At 53.0% G+C, this 16,800-nt stretch carries 15 protein-coding genes; 9 read left to right on the top strand and 6 right to left on the bottom strand.

Annotated elements, in window-relative coordinates:
* The first annotated feature begins 11 nt into the window (after window positions 1–11).
* Genes I8U18_RS05845 through I8U18_RS05830 form a run of 4 tightly spaced genes read left to right on the top strand, consistent with a single transcriptional unit; the run spans window position 12 to window position 4,327 of the window.
* Window positions 12–1,157 carry an acyl-CoA dehydrogenase family protein gene (locus I8U18_RS05845; RefSeq protein ID WP_198055080.1) on the top strand — a complete coding sequence of 382 codons (1,146 nt, stop codon included), beginning with the start codon at window positions 12–14 and terminating at the stop codon, window positions 1,155–1,157.
* A gap of 24 nt (window positions 1,158–1,181) precedes the next feature.
* Complete coding sequence (locus tag I8U18_RS05840) at window positions 1,182–2,360, top strand: CaiB/BaiF CoA transferase family protein (protein ID WP_370589373.1); 1,179 nt, start codon at window positions 1,182–1,184, stop codon at window positions 2,358–2,360.
* A gap of 24 nt (window positions 2,361–2,384) precedes the next feature.
* Window positions 2,385–3,536: a thiolase family protein gene (locus I8U18_RS05835; protein ID WP_033099299.1), complete on the top strand. Its 1,152-nt coding sequence runs from the start codon at window positions 2,385–2,387 to the stop codon at window positions 3,534–3,536.
* 23 nt (window positions 3,537–3,559) lie between these two features.
* Window positions 3,560–4,327, top strand: a complete 768-nt coding sequence (locus tag I8U18_RS05830; protein WP_033099298.1) for a 3-hydroxyacyl-CoA dehydrogenase — start codon at window positions 3,560–3,562, stop codon at window positions 4,325–4,327.
* Window positions 4,328–4,389: 62 nt separating this feature from the next.
* Here the strand turns inward: I8U18_RS05830 and I8U18_RS05825 are convergent, their stop codons facing one another.
* Complete coding sequence (locus I8U18_RS05825) at window positions 4,390–5,406, bottom strand: acyltransferase (protein ID WP_198055079.1); 1,017 nt, start codon at window positions 5,404–5,406, stop codon at window positions 4,390–4,392.
* Window positions 5,407–5,798: 392 nt separating this feature from the next.
* On the opposite strand from I8U18_RS05825, the gene murQ reads away from it, so the two are divergent.
* The 4 genes from murQ to I8U18_RS05805 are packed head-to-tail and all read left to right on the top strand — an operon-like array spanning window position 5,799 to window position 9,993.
* On the top strand, window positions 5,799–6,713 hold the full coding sequence (murQ, locus tag I8U18_RS05820) for an N-acetylmuramic acid 6-phosphate etherase (RefSeq protein WP_198055078.1): 915 nt from the start codon (window positions 5,799–5,801) through the stop codon (window positions 6,711–6,713).
* Window positions 6,710–7,570: a MurR/RpiR family transcriptional regulator gene (locus tag I8U18_RS05815; protein WP_198055077.1), complete on the top strand. Its 861-nt coding sequence runs from the start codon at window positions 6,710–6,712 to the stop codon at window positions 7,568–7,570. Before murQ ends, I8U18_RS05815 begins: the two co-directional genes overlap by 4 nt.
* A gap of 36 nt (window positions 7,571–7,606) precedes the next feature.
* Complete coding sequence (locus I8U18_RS05810; protein WP_033099295.1) at window positions 7,607–8,977, top strand: PTS transporter subunit EIIC; 1,371 nt, start codon at window positions 7,607–7,609, stop codon at window positions 8,975–8,977.
* Window positions 8,974–9,993: a MupG family TIM beta-alpha barrel fold protein gene (locus tag I8U18_RS05805; protein ID WP_198055076.1), complete on the top strand. Its 1,020-nt coding sequence runs from the start codon at window positions 8,974–8,976 to the stop codon at window positions 9,991–9,993. The genes I8U18_RS05810 and I8U18_RS05805 overlap by 4 nt, the downstream gene beginning before the upstream one ends.
* Window positions 9,994–10,066: 73 nt before the next feature.
* On the opposite strand, the gene I8U18_RS05800 is transcribed toward I8U18_RS05805, so the two are convergent.
* From I8U18_RS05800 to I8U18_RS05780, 5 genes are all read right to left on the bottom strand, one after another.
* A complete protein-coding gene (locus I8U18_RS05800) occupies window positions 10,067–11,674 on the bottom strand; it encodes a gamma-glutamyltransferase family protein (protein ID WP_198055075.1) in 1,608 nt (535 codons plus the stop codon).
* A 129-nt stretch (window positions 11,675–11,803) separates the two neighbouring features.
* Window positions 11,804–12,292 carry a chromate efflux transcriptional regulator ChrS gene (gene chrS, locus I8U18_RS05795; protein ID WP_483316406.1) on the bottom strand — a complete coding sequence of 163 codons (489 nt, stop codon included), beginning with the start codon at window positions 12,290–12,292 and terminating at the stop codon, window positions 11,804–11,806.
* A gap of 22 nt (window positions 12,293–12,314) precedes the next feature.
* Window positions 12,315–13,217, bottom strand: a complete 903-nt coding sequence (locus I8U18_RS05790; RefSeq protein ID WP_081943643.1) for an ABC transporter permease — start codon at window positions 13,215–13,217, stop codon at window positions 12,315–12,317.
* Between the two features lies 1 nt (window position 13,218).
* Window positions 13,219–14,172, bottom strand: coding sequence for an ABC transporter permease (locus I8U18_RS05785; protein ID WP_033099292.1), 954 nt, complete (start codon window positions 14,170–14,172; stop codon window positions 13,219–13,221).
* A 12-nt stretch (window positions 14,173–14,184) separates the two neighbouring features.
* Window positions 14,185–15,705, bottom strand: a complete 1,521-nt coding sequence (locus I8U18_RS05780; RefSeq protein WP_198055074.1) for an ABC transporter substrate-binding protein — start codon at window positions 15,703–15,705, stop codon at window positions 14,185–14,187.
* 318 nt (window positions 15,706–16,023) lie between these two features.
* On the opposite strand from I8U18_RS05780, the gene I8U18_RS05775 reads away from it, so the two are divergent.
* Window positions 16,024–16,800 (top strand): IclR family transcriptional regulator, encoded by a 777-nt coding sequence (locus I8U18_RS05775; protein WP_033099290.1) that lies wholly within the window; start codon window positions 16,024–16,026, stop codon window positions 16,798–16,800.

Genomic DNA, 16,800 nt, shown 5'->3' with positions numbered 1-16,800 from the left:
AGGGGAGAGGAATGAACCATCCGTACCTGACAGAAGATCACCAGCTCTTTCGCCAATCCCTGCGCAAATTTCTGCAAAAAGAGGCGGCTCCCTTTTATGATCAGTGGGAGAAGAATCGCGAAATTCCCCGCTCTTTCTGGAGAAAAATGGGGAATCAAGGGTATCTGTGTCCGGGTCTGGAGGAGCAATACGGCGGTTCGGGAGTCGACTGGGGCTACTCTGTGGTGATCAATGAGGAATTGGAACGCATCGGTTCCGGACTTGTCGGGATCGGACTTCATAATGATATCGTCGTTCCTTACATCGTTGCCTACGGTACGGAGGAGCAGAAACGCCGTTGGTTGCCGGGATGCGCCAACGGGGATATTATCACGGCCATCGCCATGACCGAGCCGGGAGCGGGTTCCGATCTGGCTAACATTCAGACGAGCGCGATCCGCGACGGCGACGAATTTGTGATCAATGGGCAGAAAACTTTTATCACCAACGGAATTTCAGCGGATCTGGTTCTCGTTGCCGTCAAGACCGATCCCGATGCAAGGCCCAAACATACAGGAATCAGCCTCATTTTGGTGGAACGGGGTACTCCGGGATTTTTCAGGGGAAGAAAGCTGAACAAAATGGGGCTTCACTGTCAGGATACGGCGGAACTCATTTTTGATCAATGCCGGGTTCCGGCCGCAAATTTGCTGGGGGAAGAAGGAAAAGGATTTGCGTACATGATGGAAAAGCTGCAACAGGAGCGCCTGGTGGTAGCGATCTGTGCACAGGTGGCGGCGGAAGAGATGCTCAGGATGACCATTGATTATGTAAAAACGCGCAAGGCGTTCGGACAACCGGTCAGCCAATTTCAAAACACACAGTTCAAAATTGCCGAAATGGCGACAGAGATTGAGGTGGGGCGGGCGTTTCTCGATCAATTGATTGCCGCACACATGGCAGGAGAAGATCTGGTGACCCGGGTATCGATGGCCAAATGGTGGCAGACGGAAATGGCCAAGCGAGTGGCTGCCGAGTGCCTGCAATTCCATGGCGGGTATGGATACATGGAAGAGTATCCGATCGCGCGCCGTTACCGCGATATCCCGGTTTCCGCCATCTATGCGGGCACCAATGAGATCATGAAAACCATTATCGCCAAACGCCTCGGTTTATGAGAAGCGAAAGAGGGGGATTCGCAAGTGCCATTGCCGCTTTCATCTCTGCGTGTGCTTGACCTGACCCGCCTGTTGCCAGGGCCGTATTGTACCATGCTTTTGGCGGACTTTGGCGCGGAGGTGATCAAGATTGAAGAGCCCGGCCTGGGCGATTACGCCAGGTGGTACGGGAACGAATGGAACGGGGAAAGTGCGCTCTTCGCCTCTCTCAACCGCAATAAAAAAAGCGTCACCCTTAATTTGAAGACAGAGGCAGGCAAGAATATTTTCCGGGAAATGGTGCAGCGGGCAGATGTTGTAATCGAATCCTTCCGTCCAGGTACGATGGAGCGACTGGGGCTTGGATATGATGCCTTGAAAAAAATCAACCCCGGGTTGATCTATTGCGCCATTACCGGTTATGGTCAGGACGGCCCGTATGCCGACCAGGCAGGGCATGACCTCAATTACATCAGCTATGCCGGGTTGTTGGCATTGCAAGGTGAAAGAGAAGGAAAACCGGTTCTGCCCGCGGTGCAGATTGCCGATCTCGGGGGCGGGGCAATGATGGCGGTCGCTGGAATTCTTTTGGCCTTGCGTGCCCGTGATCAGACCGGAAGGGGACAACTGGTGGATATTTCAATGTTGGACGGGGTTATTTCCTGGATGCAGACAATTCTCCCGCATTATCTGGCGACAGGGAAGGAACCGGTACGGGGGGAATTGCCCCTGTCGGGCGGGCTGGCTTGTTACAGCGTTTATGAAACGGCAGATCATCGGTATTTGGCAGTGGGTGCGCTCGAGCCCAAGTTTTGGAAAAACTTTTGCCACGGAATCGGCAGGGGAGATCTGATCCCCCGTTTACAGGCAACGCCAGCGGAACAGGAGGAGATGAAAAAGATCATTGCCGCCGCGATCAAAAAACAGACGCTGTCGCACTGGATGAATGTTTTTGCCGGAAAAGACGCCTGTGTCTCACCGGTTTTGAATATGGATGAAATGGTGCGTGACCCGCAGGTGCTCCATCGCCGGATGATCGAGGACACGAAACATCCCTCAGTCGGAAACGTCCGGCTTCCGGGGATTCCGATCAAACTGTCGGAAGCGGCGGGGACGATCCGCTCTTTTGCTCCCTCCTTGGGTGAGCATAACCAAGAGTATTTGCAGGAATTGGGGTATAACGAGGAACAAATCTTGCGTTTTCGGGAGGAAAACATTATTTAGAGAAATGGAGAAGGAGAGATTGATGTGCGCGAAGCAGTGATCGTGGAAGCAGTAAGAACGCCGATTGGGCGCCGAAACGGGGTTTTAAGCGGTATCCGCCCCGATGAACTGGCCGCGATGGTGTTAAGGGCGGTAGTCGAGCGAGCCGGCATTTCCCCTGAGATGGTGGAAGACGTGATCATGGGCTGTGTTTCCCAGGTGGGGGAACAGGCGGGCGATATCGGGAGAATCGCTGCCTTGATCGCCGGTTACCCGGTGGAAGTGCCCGGAACGACGATTGACCGGCAGTGCGGTTCCAGTCAGCAGGCCGTTCATTTCGCGGCCCAAGCGATTATGAGCGGGGATATGGATGTGGTGGTGGCGGCAGGGGTCGAGAGCATGTCCCGCGTTCCCATGTTTTCCAATATGCAGGGGGCGGAATACAGCGAGAAGCTCACTTCCCGCTATGAAATCATCAACCAGGGATTATCGGCGGAAAGGATTGCCGCAAAATGGGGTTTCAGCCGCGCGCAATTGGATGAATTTTCTTTGAACAGCCACGAAAAAGCCGTGAAGGCGCAGAAGGACGGGCGTTTTCAACAAGAGATTTTGCCTCTGGAAGTTACTTTGCCAGACAAAGGAAAGATAATTGTAGACAAGGATGAGGGACCGCGGGAAGATACTTCAATGGAAAAGATGAGAGCGCTTTCTCCTTCATTTCAGGAAAACGGGCTGATTCATGCGGGTAACTCAAGCCAGATCAGTGACGGTGCGGCGGCTTTGCTGATCATGTCCCGTGACAAAGCCGAACAACTCGGGTTAAAACCGCGTTTTCGCGTTCTGGCACGCGCTGTGGTCGGATCGGACCCGACGCTGATGCTCACCGGACCGATCCCGGCGACGAAAAAAGTATTGGAAAAGGCGGGCCTCACCCTGAGTGAGATCGATGTGTTTGAAGTAAACGAAGCGTTTGCACCGGTTCCGCTTGCCTGGCTGAAGGAAACCGGTGCCGATCCGGAAAAACTGAATCCCAACGGGGGAGCGATTGCTCTCGGACACCCGCTCGGGGCATCGGGGGCCCGGTTGATGACAACCATGATGCATGAACTGGAACGGCGCGGCGGGCGTTACGGGTTACAGACCATGTGTGAAGGTCTTGGCATGGCGAACGCAACCATTATTGAACGGCTTGTTTAACGGACGGGGAGGAGGAAGTCGGAATGAAAATCAAAGATTGTGTCGCCCTGGTGACCGGCGGCGCATCGGGTCTGGGAGAGGCGACGGTGCGGCGTTTGGTGGCGGAAGGAGGAAAAGCGGCTATTGTCGATCTCGCAGAGGAGAAGGGGGCAAAATTGGCGGCGGAGTTAGGAGATGATGCTTTCTTCCTCACGGCGGACGTGGCAGATGAAGCATCTGTCAGGCAAGTGGTCAACCGGATTGAGGAACGGTTCGGCAAAATCGATATCGTCGTCAACTGCGCAGGGGTGGCCGTAGCCGAAAAAGTGTTGGGGAAAAAAGGGCCGCATGCGCTTTCCTCTTTTGTGAAAACAATCCAGGTGAATCTCATTGGCACGTTTAACGTGATCCGTCTCGCCGCGGAGAAAATGTCAGCCAATTTGCCAAATGAAGGAGGGGAACGGGGGGTGATTGTCAATACAGCTTCCGTGGCCGCGTTTGACGGACAGATCGGGCAGGCGGCCTACAGTGCGTCCAAAGGAGGGATTGTTGGCATGACACTGCCGATTGCCAGGGAACTGGCCCGGTATGGAATCCGGGTGATGACCATTGCCCCTGGACTGTTCGATACGCCTCTGTTTGCGTCACTGCCACAAGAAGCACGGGAATCGCTGGGAAAGATGGTTCCATTCCCGCCGCGGCTCGGGTTGCCGGATGAATATGCGCGGCTGGTTCAATCCATCGTGGAAAATCCGATGTTAAACGGTGAAACCATCCGTTTGGACGGAGCGATCCGCATGCAGCCCAAATAAGGATCCGGAGCCCGGAGTAAATGAAAGGACTGCTGACATTCCATTTTGCCAGCAGTCCTTGTTCATTTTCCGACCAGATATGCTCCCGGCCGGAAACGATGCAGCCCCATTGTGATTAGCAGCGGAAGGGAGATCATGGCGGCAAGCAGCCAGAGAAAACCGTAGAATGGCTTGGGAACCAGTTGGAACTTAACCCAGAGCGCCTGAACCATCGGATGCATGAGATAGACGCCGAACGAGTGGCGGCCGATGAGAGAGATTCCTTTGAGAGAAAACTGCCGGGCAAGCCGGTAGACCAGCACAAAAAGCGTAATCGCATAAGGAACGGTAACCAGAGAATAAAATCCGCTCCGGTTTTCCAATCCGACTTCCAAGGTCATCAGAAAAGCAAGCAGAATGGCAGTCAGGGCAATTGCCGACAAGGAGATGCTGTTCAGCTGTTTCCGGACCTTCTGCCAGTTCATTCCCAACCATCCGCCAAACGCAAAATAGAACAACCAAACGGGAAAGAAACGGCGAATGTTGTATTCATCGACGGAAATGCCCCAGACCGATGTCCATTCATTCCAGTTGAAGCTTAAGGCGAGGATGGAGACCCACAGGGTCAGCACCAGGATCAATGAATCGGGCAGCTTTTTAAATCCTTTCAACAGAAGAGGAAACAGGAAATAAAGTTGAACGAGAACAAAGAGAAAGTAAAGATGGTAATATCCCTGGCCCAGCAGGATTTTGATGAGATTGTCCGTCACAGTGCCTGTGAGGTTGTGGGGGTTGTCCCACCAGAGGTAGGCGGTATAGATCAGTGACCAGATGAGAAACGGCGACAGGATGAACGCACTTCGCTTTCGCCAGAAATTCCACAGGGGAAACGGTTCGCGATCGTGATATTGGTAGAAGAGAAGCAACCCCGAGGAGAGAAAAAAGACGGGAACGCTAAATCGGCTTAAATGATTGAGATAAAAGTAAATGTTGCCCGGCTCAGCGGAAAATGAGAGAAATGTGCCCGTTGCATGAATGACGGCCACGGCCAGGATGCATATCCCTTTGATGACGTTCATCTCGCGGATTTGTTCTTTCATGTTCAGCCTCCTTTTCTGTCCGCCAAAAAAAAAGGAACAGAGCGCAAGAAATCACTCTGTTCCACTTGTCTTCGGTCAGGCGGGTTTTTTTCTTCCCGTGTTGAGGGGAGAATCAATAACAACACCTGTTCTCTCATTTATTACCCGGGATTGGATACAGGTAAACATGGATTTGTTTTTCCGGTCGCCGGAACCATGTCAAATCGCATTATACAGGCCAATCCGGCACTTTTTGGTTCTGCATTTTTCTGATCTGCTCGTTTGGGATCTTTAAAATAAAATTTCGAACAATGACATATTATGAATAAAATTTTGTTTCAAACGTGGTATAATGAAAATGAAAACGGATACATTTCTTATTCAGCTTTTATGGAGACCGGAGGCTAATGTTTATGAAAGAACGATTACACGCACTTACAACCGAAAAGCGAAACCCAAACAGCATGCAGATCGATCAGGCGAGTACGATTGACATCCTGAAGCTGATCAACGAAGAAGATCAAAAAGTGGCCCTGGCTGTTCGGGAAGTGCTTCCGGATGTGGAAGTGGCCGTTGAATACGCTTATGATTCGTTGAAACAGGGTGGCCGGCTCATCTATGTCGGTGCCGGAACCAGCGGTCGGCTCGGTGTGCTTGATGCCGTTGAATGTCCGCCGACGTTCAGTACGGCGCCGGAAATGGTGCAAGGGTTGATGGCCGGCGGGGAAAAAGCTTTTGTCAAGGCGGTGGAAGGAGCTGAGGACAAAGAAGAATTGGGGGAGCAGGACTTGCAGAGGATCAGTCTTACGTCCAAGGATACCGTGATCGGCATCGCCGCCAGCGGACGCACCCCTTATGTTATCGGCGCTCTCCGCTATGCGCGCAGCATCGGGGCGAAAACGGTGGCCCTCTCCTGCAACGAACAGGCCCGAATCAGCCAAGTGGCCGATCATCGCATTGAAGTGATCGTCGGACCCGAGGTACTGACCGGTTCGACCCGGATGAAAGCAGGTACGGCACAAAAAATGATTCTCAATATGATCTCGACGACGGCCATGATCCGTCTGGGGAAAGTATACGAAAATTTAATGGTGGACGTGAATATCAGCAATTACAAACTGAAAGAGAGAGCGATCAGCATCATTTGCACCGTGACCGGCGTTTCCTATGAAGAGGCCAAAACGTCGCTGGAACAGGCCAACCACGAAGTCAAAACGGCGATTGTTATGATTGAAGCCGGTGTTTCCTATGAGGAGGCAACCGAACTGCTGCACAGGGCGCAGGGCTACGTAAGGCAAGCGATTGTGCTGGGAGGCAAAAGGCAGTGACGACAGGCGGATTGAAGATGATTGCCGGCATGCTGGAGCAGTTGCCTCCCTCGGAACGGAAGATCGCCGCATACATTTTGCAACATCCCCATGAAGCGCTCAATCAGACAGTCCATCAGTTGGGAGTAGCAACAAACACGAGCAGCGCCGCGGTGATTCGCCTTTGCAAATCGCTGGGGCTGAGAGGTTTTGGCGAGTTGAAGATGCGGATTGCCGGCGATCTGCTGAAGTCGCCCGAACAGGGATATCGGGATATTGATCCTGATGAATCGATGTACTCCATCGTGCAAAAATTGACGAACAACAGCCTGCAAAGTTTGCGCGATACTGCCGATATCATCAATTACGAGGAGCTGGAACGCGCTGTACAGGTGCTCTTGAAGGCGAAAAACATCCACTTTTTCGGTGTGGGGGCTTCAGGGATTATCGCGGCTGACGCCCAGCAGAAGCTGCTGCGCATCAACAAGGCGGCGACAGCCTTTTCCGATCTGCACCTGGTGGCCACTCTGCTCGCCAATGCGGATGAACAGGATGTGCTGTTTGCCATTTCCTTCTCCGGAGAGACGCCGGAGGTGGTCAAAATAGTGACACTGGCCAAAGAACAGCGCATCCCGACGATCAGCTTAACCAATTACGGCGTGTCGACAGTGTCCTCTTTGTCCGACATCCGTCTGCATACCTCGTATCAGAACGAAGCACCTTTTCGCAGCGCGGCGGCTTCTTCCCGTCTGGCCCAGCTTCACATGATTGATATTTTGTTTTTTTGCCTGGCGACTGCTCAGTATGAGCAAACAGTGAAATCGATTGACAAGACCCGGGAAGCGATTCGCAAGCTGACCGGGAAAAACAAGCGGTGAAATTAAAGCGCTTACAATAGGAGAGGAGGACCAACCATGGCCCAAGAAAAGAAACATCAAGTGCTCGCCCGTAAAATTTTGGAGCTGTTTGGCGGGCCGGATAATGTTGATTCTTTTACTCATTGCATGACCCGACTCCGCGTAAAGCCAATAGACGGGAAACTTGTGGACAAAGAAGCTTTGAAGAGTTTGGACGGGGTGATGGGGGTCGTTGAGGCCGATACTTTGCAAATCATTGTCGGACCGGGTGTGGTGAACCGGGTTTCGGCGGAGTTTGGCAGATTGCTCCGGGAGGCGGGAAGGGATATTGATCTGCAAAAGAAAGCAGCCGCCAAAAAAGCGGAGCTGAAGGAAAAAAATGCAACACCGTTTAAATTGTTCCTGCGCCGGATCGCCGGCATCTTTATTCCGCTCATTCCGGCACTTGTCGCTTCGGGCTTGATTTCCGGCATTTCCAAAGCCATTGTGCAGGCGGGCTGGTTATCGGACAAGTCGCCTGTCGCCACGATACTGACTGTCATCGGTTCGGGTTTGTTCGCTTATCTGGGCATTTTGGTAGGATTGAATGCGGCGAAAGAGTTTGGCGGATCACCGGCGCTGGGGGCATTGGCCGGTATTTTGGTTATCAACCCGGATATAGCGAAAATCAGCATGTTCGGGGAAACGCTGGTTCCCGGACGCGGCGGTTTGATCGGAGTCATGTTTGCGGCGATCTTTATGGCTTTCCTTGAAAAACGGATTCGTCGTTTTGTCCCCGCTTCCCTCGATATTATTGTGACGCCGACCCTCACTCTTCTGATTACGGGACTGATTACCTATGTTGTTTTCATGCCGGTCGGCGGCTTGATCTCGGAGGGAATCACCAAAGGATTGTTGGCCGTGTTAAACATCGGAGGTCCGGTTGCCGGTTTTGTGCTGGGCGCTACTTTCCTGCCGCTGGTGGTAACCGGTTTGCATCAGGGCTTGACGCCGATCCATTTGGAATTGATCAATTCGACCGGAAGCGACCCGCTGTTGCCGATTTTGGCGATGGGCGGAGCCGGGCAGGTGGGAGCAGCCTTCGCCATTTACTTCAAGACGAAAAAAGCGCGTCTGAAACGAGCCGTGGGCGGTGCTTTGCCATCGGGGATGCTCGGGATCGGGGAACCGCTGATCTTCGGAGTCACATTGCCGCTGGGACGCCCGTTTCTGACGGCATGTCTGGGAGCGGGGATCGGCGGGGCCTTCCAAGCTTATTTCAAAGTTGCCACCATTGCCGTTGGCGTTTCCGGCTTGCCGCTGACGTTTTTGGTGGTGGCCCATCAGATTTTGTTCTATCTGATCGGACTGGTCATTTCCTACATCGCCGGGTTCCTGTTCACATACTGGTTCGGTTTCAAAGATGAAATGGCAGGGGAATTTGCATGATCGGTGTATCGTTTTATTTAAATGATCCACTGGCTGGGAAACGGTTGGAAGAAGCGCACTCCAAAGGAGTGACACGCGCTTTCACTTCTCTCCACATCCCGGAGGAGTCAGGCGACTTGGCCGGGCGGGCGAAGATGTTGTTGCAGACAGCGAAGGAGATGGGCATTGACGTCTATGCCGACGTTTCCCGCAGTACCCCGCAACATTTGGGCATTGGACGGCTGGAAGAACTGTCTGAGCTCGGTGTGACCGGACTCCGGCTCGATGATTATTTTGATTATGAAACGATGGTTTGCTTGGCTGAGCGGTTTCAGATTGCGCTCAATGCCAGCACTCTGTCTGAAGCCGATCTGCAGCGGCTTTTGGATTCCGGAATCGCATCGGAGCAGCTGATCGCCTGGCACAATTTTTATCCGCGCCGCGAAACCGGTTTGGATGAGCGATTTTTCCGAGCCCAGACTGATCGGTTCCGGCAGTATGGCATCCGGGTTGCCGCCTTTGTCCCCGGGCGCGGTGAGAAACGCGGACCGCTGTTTGAAGGTTTGCCGACGCTGGAAAAGCATCGGGAGCTCGACCCGTTTGTGGCGGCGGTGGAGCTTTTTCGCGATGGTGTTGACGAGGTGTATGTGGGTGATCCCGATGCAGGCGAAGGCTTGCTGGAACAACTTGTTGCCTATGCTTTTGACCGGGTCATTCCGCTGCGGATTCGGACTTCCTCCCTCGCCGGCGGGGAATATCAGTTGCGTCCCGATTTTGCCCGTGATGTGTTGCGCTTGATGGATACGCGCAGCCCCGGTCCCGTTCCGCCGGCCAATACCACGGCCCGTCCCCGGGGAACAGTAACGATGGATAACGACAAGTACGGGCGGTACCGCGGAGAAGTCCAGATCGTTCTCCGTGATCTGCCGGCTGATCCGCGCGTCAATGTCGTCGGTTCCGTCTTCCCGGAAGATTTGCCTCTTCTGCTGCTCGTTCAGCCGGGACAGCGTGTTTTTCTGCATTGTCACGATGAATAGGACAAATCGGAAAAAGCTGGCCAACCTTTCACAAAAATTGGTTGACCAGCTTTTTTATATCCTGGAAACCGGTTTACCAAGCGGCAATCTGCCCGTCGGTACGCGGTTCGGTTCCTCCTGCCAACACGCCGTTTTCTTGTTGCCAGATGATCTGTCCCCGTCCAAAACTGCCGGAGCCCAGCGACCATCTCACATCGTGACCGCGCCGGGCCAGAGCTTCGACCAGATGGGCCGGGGTGGAATGTTCCACCTCTACCGTTTTCCCATCGATCCACTGCCATCTTGGCGCATCCAGGGCGGCCTGAGGATTGAGCCCGAAATCAATGGAATTCATGATTACTTGCAGATGTCCTTGCGGTTGCATGAAACCGCCCATCACGCCAAACGGGCCGACAGGCTTATTTCCTTTTGTCAGGAAACCGGGAATAATCGTATGGTACGGTTTTTTTCCGGGTTGCAACCAGTTGGCATGCGTTTCATCCAAGGTGAAATTATGGCCGCGGTTATGCAGGGCGATTCCGGTGCCGGGGACGACCAGTCCGGAACCGAATCCCATATAATTGCTCTGGATAAATGAGACCATGTTCCCTTCGCCGTCTGCCGTACATAAATAGACCGTTCCACCCCGGGGCGGTTTTCCCGCTTCCGGCAGCAATGCTTCCCTGCCGATCAGGCGTCGCCGTTCTTCGGCATAGGCGTCGGATAATAACTCTTCCAGTTTTACGCGCATATGTCGGGGATCGGCGATATACTTTTTGCCATCGGCAAATGCCAGTTTGAGCGCTTCGATCTGTTTATGGAAAGTGTCGACCGTATCCCGCTCCGCAAAGTCGAAGCCTTTTAAGATGTTCAAAGCGATCAGGGTGACCAGACCCTGGCCGTTGGGCGGAATTTCCCATACCTCATAGCCGCGATATCGGACATGGATCGGTTCGACCCACTCCGGTTTGTAGGCGGCGAGGTCTTCTGCGCGCAGGTAGCCGCCGTATTGTCGGGAAAAGAAGTCGATTTTTTCGGCGAGATCGCCGCGATAAAAAGATTCTGCTTTGGATTCGGCGATTGATTGCAGTGTTTTCGCGTGGTCGGCAGAGCGCCAGATCTCCCCGACCTCCGGAGCTCTTCCTTCCGGTGCGAACGTATCAAACCAGGCGGCAAATTCTTCGCCCCTCAGTTGTTTCTTATAGGTTTGGAAGGCGCGAGACCAGTAACTTTGCAGAACCGGACTTAACGGATAGCCTGTTTCGGCATAGTCGATGGCCGGACGCAGCACTTCGGCAAAGGGGAGTTTCCCGAATCTGGCAGAGAGTTCCGCCCAGGCGGCTGGTGCTCCGGGAACGGTGACCGGAATAAATCCGTATTTCGGAATCTCTTTGATTCCCGCCTTTTTGAGTCTTTCGCCCGAAAGGAGTTGCGGCGCCGGACCGCTGGCATTCAAACCGTGAAGTTTTCCTTTTGTCCAGACGAGGGCAAAGGCGTCTCCGCCGATTCCATTGGATGTGGGTTCGACCACGGTGAGGGTGGCGGCTGTGGCAATGGCCGCATCAACAGCATTTCCCCCTTGCCTGAGAATCGAGAGTCCGGCTTGGGCAGCAAGGGGCTGTGATGTGGCAACCATTCCGTTTTTGGCATAGACCGTTGACCGCCGTGACGGATATGGATGGTGGAGCGAATCGTAATTCATTTTTATTCTCCTCTCATGTCAGGGGATGGGACAGCGCGATGAAGCTGCAGGGAAAAGCGATGGATCTTCAAATTCCGATCGGGCCGGACTGCGTATCGGCGGGAGCGAGGGCCTTGACATCTTCATCACTCACAATTTCATCCCCATCCTGCTTTTGTATCGTTTTAACAGCATCTGAGTTTCAACCCGCAAGATTCCGGGCATTTTGTACAAGGTTTCCAGCAGAAATTTTTCCATTTCCCGGTGATCGGAAAAAATCCCGTGCATGTGAAGTGTGCTCGGCCCGGTCATATGATAGAGGCTGGTGACAGCTGGTTCCTTTGCCAGGTCTTCGGCTACCTTTTCCAGATCATCGGGCTTCACATCGATATTAAAAAATGCCGAGACGGTGATGCCCACTTTAACGGGATTGATTACCGCGGTAAAGCGTTCGATTACCCCGGATTCGATCAAGGCCTGAATGCGGGACTGAACAGCCACGCGGGAAAGATTGATCTGTTTTCCCAGATCCGTGTAGGAAATCCGGCTGTTTTGCAGCAATAACCCCAGGATTTTCCTGTCTGTCTCGTCGATTTTCATCGGAGGAAACTGATTTTCATCCCCGTTTTGCTGTGCCAACCTTATCCCTCCCGGCTTTTCGTTAACGATCCAATTTGGGGTCCAATACTTCGCGGATGCCGTCGCCGAGCAGATTGAAGCCGAGCACCACCAGGAAAATGGCCAGCCCCGGCCAAAAAGCCAGCAACGGATCGATCGTCAAGTACCCTTGGGCGACATTGAGCATGGACCCCCAGCTGGGCTCTTCCGGTTTGGCGCCAAGCCCCAGATAGGACAAACCTGCTTCCGCGATAATGGCCGAAGCCATTGCCAAAGTGGTTTGTACCAGAATCGGTGCCAGGGAATTGGGCAATACGTGCAGAAACATGATGCGCCAATCGTTTGCCCCGACGGCCCGGGCGGCCTGGACGAATTCCTGGTTGGTCACGGACATGACCTGGGAACGGGTGATGCGGACAAATGAAGGGATAAAACCGATCCCGATCGCGATGATGGCATTGCCAAATCCGCCTCCAAGCACAGCGGCCATGGCCAAGGCGAGGATGAGGGACGGAAATGCCTGCATTGCATCGACAATGCGCATGACAATCCATTCATCCCAAAAACCGCGGAAATATCCGCATACCAGACCGATCGGAACTCCGATCACCAGAGCGATTCCCACGGAGACAACGGCGGCTTCCAGCGAAAGGCGGGCCCCGTAGACGAGTCTGGAGAAGGTGTCACGGCCGAGATCATCCGTGCCGAGGAGATGATTGTGCCCCGGACTTTGCAGAATGGCGGAGTAATCCTGGTCATAAATCGGATCGTGGGTGGAGATCCACGGGGCAAAGACGGCCGTAAGGATCAGGAAGACAAAAATGACCGCTCCCGCAACGGCCAGTTTGTTTCGGGCAAAGCGGCGAAAAAAGTCTTCCCACTGACTTTCCCGGCGCGTTTGGGTCTGATCGGGTGTTGGCACCGAATCGGCAGCTGTCCGGCTCATCTTATCCAACCTCCTTTCCCGACTTTATCCGCGGGTCGATGATGAAATGGAGAATGTCGACCAACAGATTGATCAGCACAATCAGCAAGGCTGAAACGAGAACCGCTCCTTGCACCGTGACAAAATCGCGGTTGAATATCGAATCGACGATCAGCTTGCCGAAGCCGGGGATCGAGAAGATCGATTCCGTAATGACCAGGCCCCCGAGGAGCCCGGCGACAACCAAGCCGCTCGTCGTGACGACGGGAACCAGGGCGTTTTTCAGCGCATGGCGGAGAATGACCAACCTTTCTTTCAATCCCTTCGCATAAGCGGTGCGAATGTAGTCGGCTTGAAGCGCTTCCAGCAGACTGCTGCGCATCATCCGCATGAGAACGGCCGATTCACGCAGGCCGGTGGCGATGATGGGCAGGATCATCGCGGAGAGATTTCCCAGGGGATCATCAAAAAATGGAACGTAACCGGATGCAGGCACCCAGCCCAACTTGACGGCGAACAAAATAATCAGCATCATGCCGAGCCAGAAATGGGGAACCGACATGCCGCACAGGGCAAACAAAGTGCCCGAATAATCGGTCAGGCTGCGCGGACGCACTGCGGACAGGATTCCGGCCGGAACGGCGATCAGGGTCGCGACGATAAAGGTGCCGAGCGTCAGTTCGATCGTGGCGGGCAACCGCTCCATGATCAACTGGGCAACCGGGGTATGGTCGACGAGAGAGTTGCCCAGATTGCCGTGCAGGACTCCGGACAACCAATCGAAGTACTGAACCGGGAGGGGCTTGTTCAAACCCAGTTCAGCCCGGAGAGCGGCCACTGCTTCCGGGGTGGCTTCCTGGCCGAGAATGACGGTTGCCGGATCACCGGGGAGCATGTGCATCAAGGAGAAGACCATGAGGGTGACGAGGAAAACGACAGGGATGGCGAGCAACAGGCGCCTGATGATGATGGCCATGTTTTTCCTCCTTTATTTTTTGCTGAGTTCCGCCGTACGGATTAGACCGTCGGGAATATATTGAAAGCCTTGCACATTCTTCGACAGGCCGAACACGTCATGTTCGTTGTAGAGATAAACATAGGGAACATCTTCATGCACGATTTTCATGATCCGGTCATATATCGCTTTCCGCTTTGATTGATCCATCTCACGGCGTGCGTCGCTGAGCAGCCTGTCCACTTGCGGATTGCTGTAATGCGAATAGTTTTGCGAACCGGTTGAAGCGAGGAAATCGTAAATATTTAAATCCGGGTCGGGGCGTCCGCTCCAGCCGAGTGCGACAGCCTGCATATTTCCGGTCTCCGCCTGCTCGATCATGGTTCCGAATTCCACCTTTTCCAGCTGGACATGAATACCAGCCGGTCTCAACATATTTTGGATCATTTGCCCCACCTGTTGGCCGGCGGGGGTGGTCGGAATCTTCAAGGTAAAGGTAAATCCGTTTTTCATTCCCGCCTTCTCCAGCAGTTCCTTTGCTTTTTTTACATTGGGCGTTTCCGGTCGGTCATCGGGGTTATAGGCAAAGTGGCTTGGAACGAACGGTGAGTAGGCGGGAGAACCGGCGGGCCCGAATACGACTTTGGCGATGGCCTCGCGATTTATCAGGAGATCGACCGCTTGCCGGAGTTCCTTTTTATTGAAGGGAGGTTTCGCCATGTTCAAGTGAAATCCCTGATATCCCTCCGACTCATGATTTATCACCCTTACTTGGGCATCGTTGATGATCCGGCCGATTTCCCTGGGAGGAAATTTGTTGGTGATGTCCACATCTCCGCTGCGGAGGTTCATCAAGGCGACATTCGGATCGACAATCACCTTGTAGACCACTCTGTTTACCTTCGGCAGGCCTTTTCGCCAGTAATGGGGATTCTTTTCCAAAACGATGGTCGAGCCTTTGATGCGGCTTTTATAGAGAAACGGGCCGGTTCCCACGGGATGATTCATGAAGTTTTTCCCCTCTTTTTGCACGGCAGCGGGGGAGACCATCATGCCGGCGCGATCCGTCAACACTGCCAAAAATGGCGCGAAAGGCTGCTTGAGCTGTACTTTCACCGTATACGGGTCGAGTGCGGTGACATGATCGACCAGTTTCAGTTCGTTTCTGCGTACGGAATCCGGTTGCATGTAACGCGCAAAGTTGAATTTTACCGCCTCGGCATTAAAGTCCGTGCCATCCTGAAATTTGACTCCCTTTCGCAGATGAAAGATAAAGGTTTTGTCATCAGGCGAAATTTCCCACTTTTCTGCCAGCATCGGCACGATATTTCCGTGTTGATCCAGATCAACCAGCTTGTCAAAAATGCTTTGAAACACCATTCTGTCGACTAAAGCGCTGGAATAGGCCGGGTCCAGCTTCGGCGGATCGGCATTCAGCGAGATATTGATCGTATCTTCATCCCGGTCTGTTCCTGCCTGTTGGCCGTTGCAGCCCCCGAGAAGCAGAGAACTGCCCAGCAGCAAAATGAATGCGATCAACCATGCTTTTTTCACGATTCAGCCTCCCCTAGTTTGTTCATATGGTAAGGGATGATTTCATGATTCTTTCGTTTTGTATTACTATATAATGAATCTATTTCATAAATCAATGAAGATTTATTATTTAATGAACATTTTGTTTAAAATGATAAGTGATTATATGGTTAATGTGAATGAATGCTCATGAATCATCATTGTATTTGTACAAAATATTTGTTATATTCTATATAATGAAATATAAACATAGTTTAATATAATAAACCAAGACTGTTTACAAATTTAAGATGAAGGATTATAAATCAATTAATCCTGTTTACGAAGAAGAGTGAACTAATGACAAAGTATCGGGTTCCGGCCATTGAACGGGCACATGCCGTCTTGGAAGTGCTTGCCCGTGAGCCGTCGAAGTACCGTCTGATTGACTTGGCGAACCGTTTTCACGTGAATAAGAGTTCGATGTTTGTGCTTCTCCGAACGATGGAACAGCTGGGTTGGGTACAAAAAGACAAAAAGGAGACGTATGCGCTCGGCCCTGCCCTGGGAGCGCTGGCCGCCGCTTATTTTCAGCAATTTGATCTCGTGCAAGTCTTTTACCGGGAGGCGGCCGCCGCGGTTGAGCGGGTCAAAGAAACGGTCCAGCTCGCCGTTTTGGATGATGACCATATTCTGTATCTGGCGAAAGAGGAATCGCGTTCTCCGGTGCAGTTGGTGACAAGTCCGGGAATGCGTTTTCCCGCTCATGCGACTGCTTTGGGCAAAGCGATGTTATCCCGGTTGAACCGTGAACAGTTTTGCCGTCTGTTTCCGTCCGCCAGCCTGAAATCGGTTACTCCGTATACGATCATTGATTCAGAGCTGCTGTGGAAGCAAACCCGCCAGGTGCAAAAAGATGGCTGTGCCTGTGATGAGCAGGAAGCCGTCATTGGAATTTATTGTGTTGCGGCCCCGATTTACAATCAGCTGGGGCGGATCGAGGCAGCCGTCAGCTTCGCGATGGGTGAGGCGAGCTGGGAGAAAAAAAGGGAGAGGGCCAGGGCGGAAATTATCCGTCTGGCCAGGCGGTTATCGCTGCATGCCGGTTTCTCATTTTTTTCTGAAGGAGGAAACTGA

It is taken from the genome of Thermoactinomyces sp. CICC 10522, assembly GCF_016055075.1.
In the GTDB taxonomy this organism is placed as follows: domain Bacteria; phylum Bacillota; class Bacilli; order Thermoactinomycetales; family Thermoactinomycetaceae; genus Thermoactinomyces_A; species Thermoactinomyces_A daqus.
The sequence above is the reverse complement of the archived record's forward strand: the minus strand, read 5'-3'. Positions and strand labels throughout refer to the sequence as shown.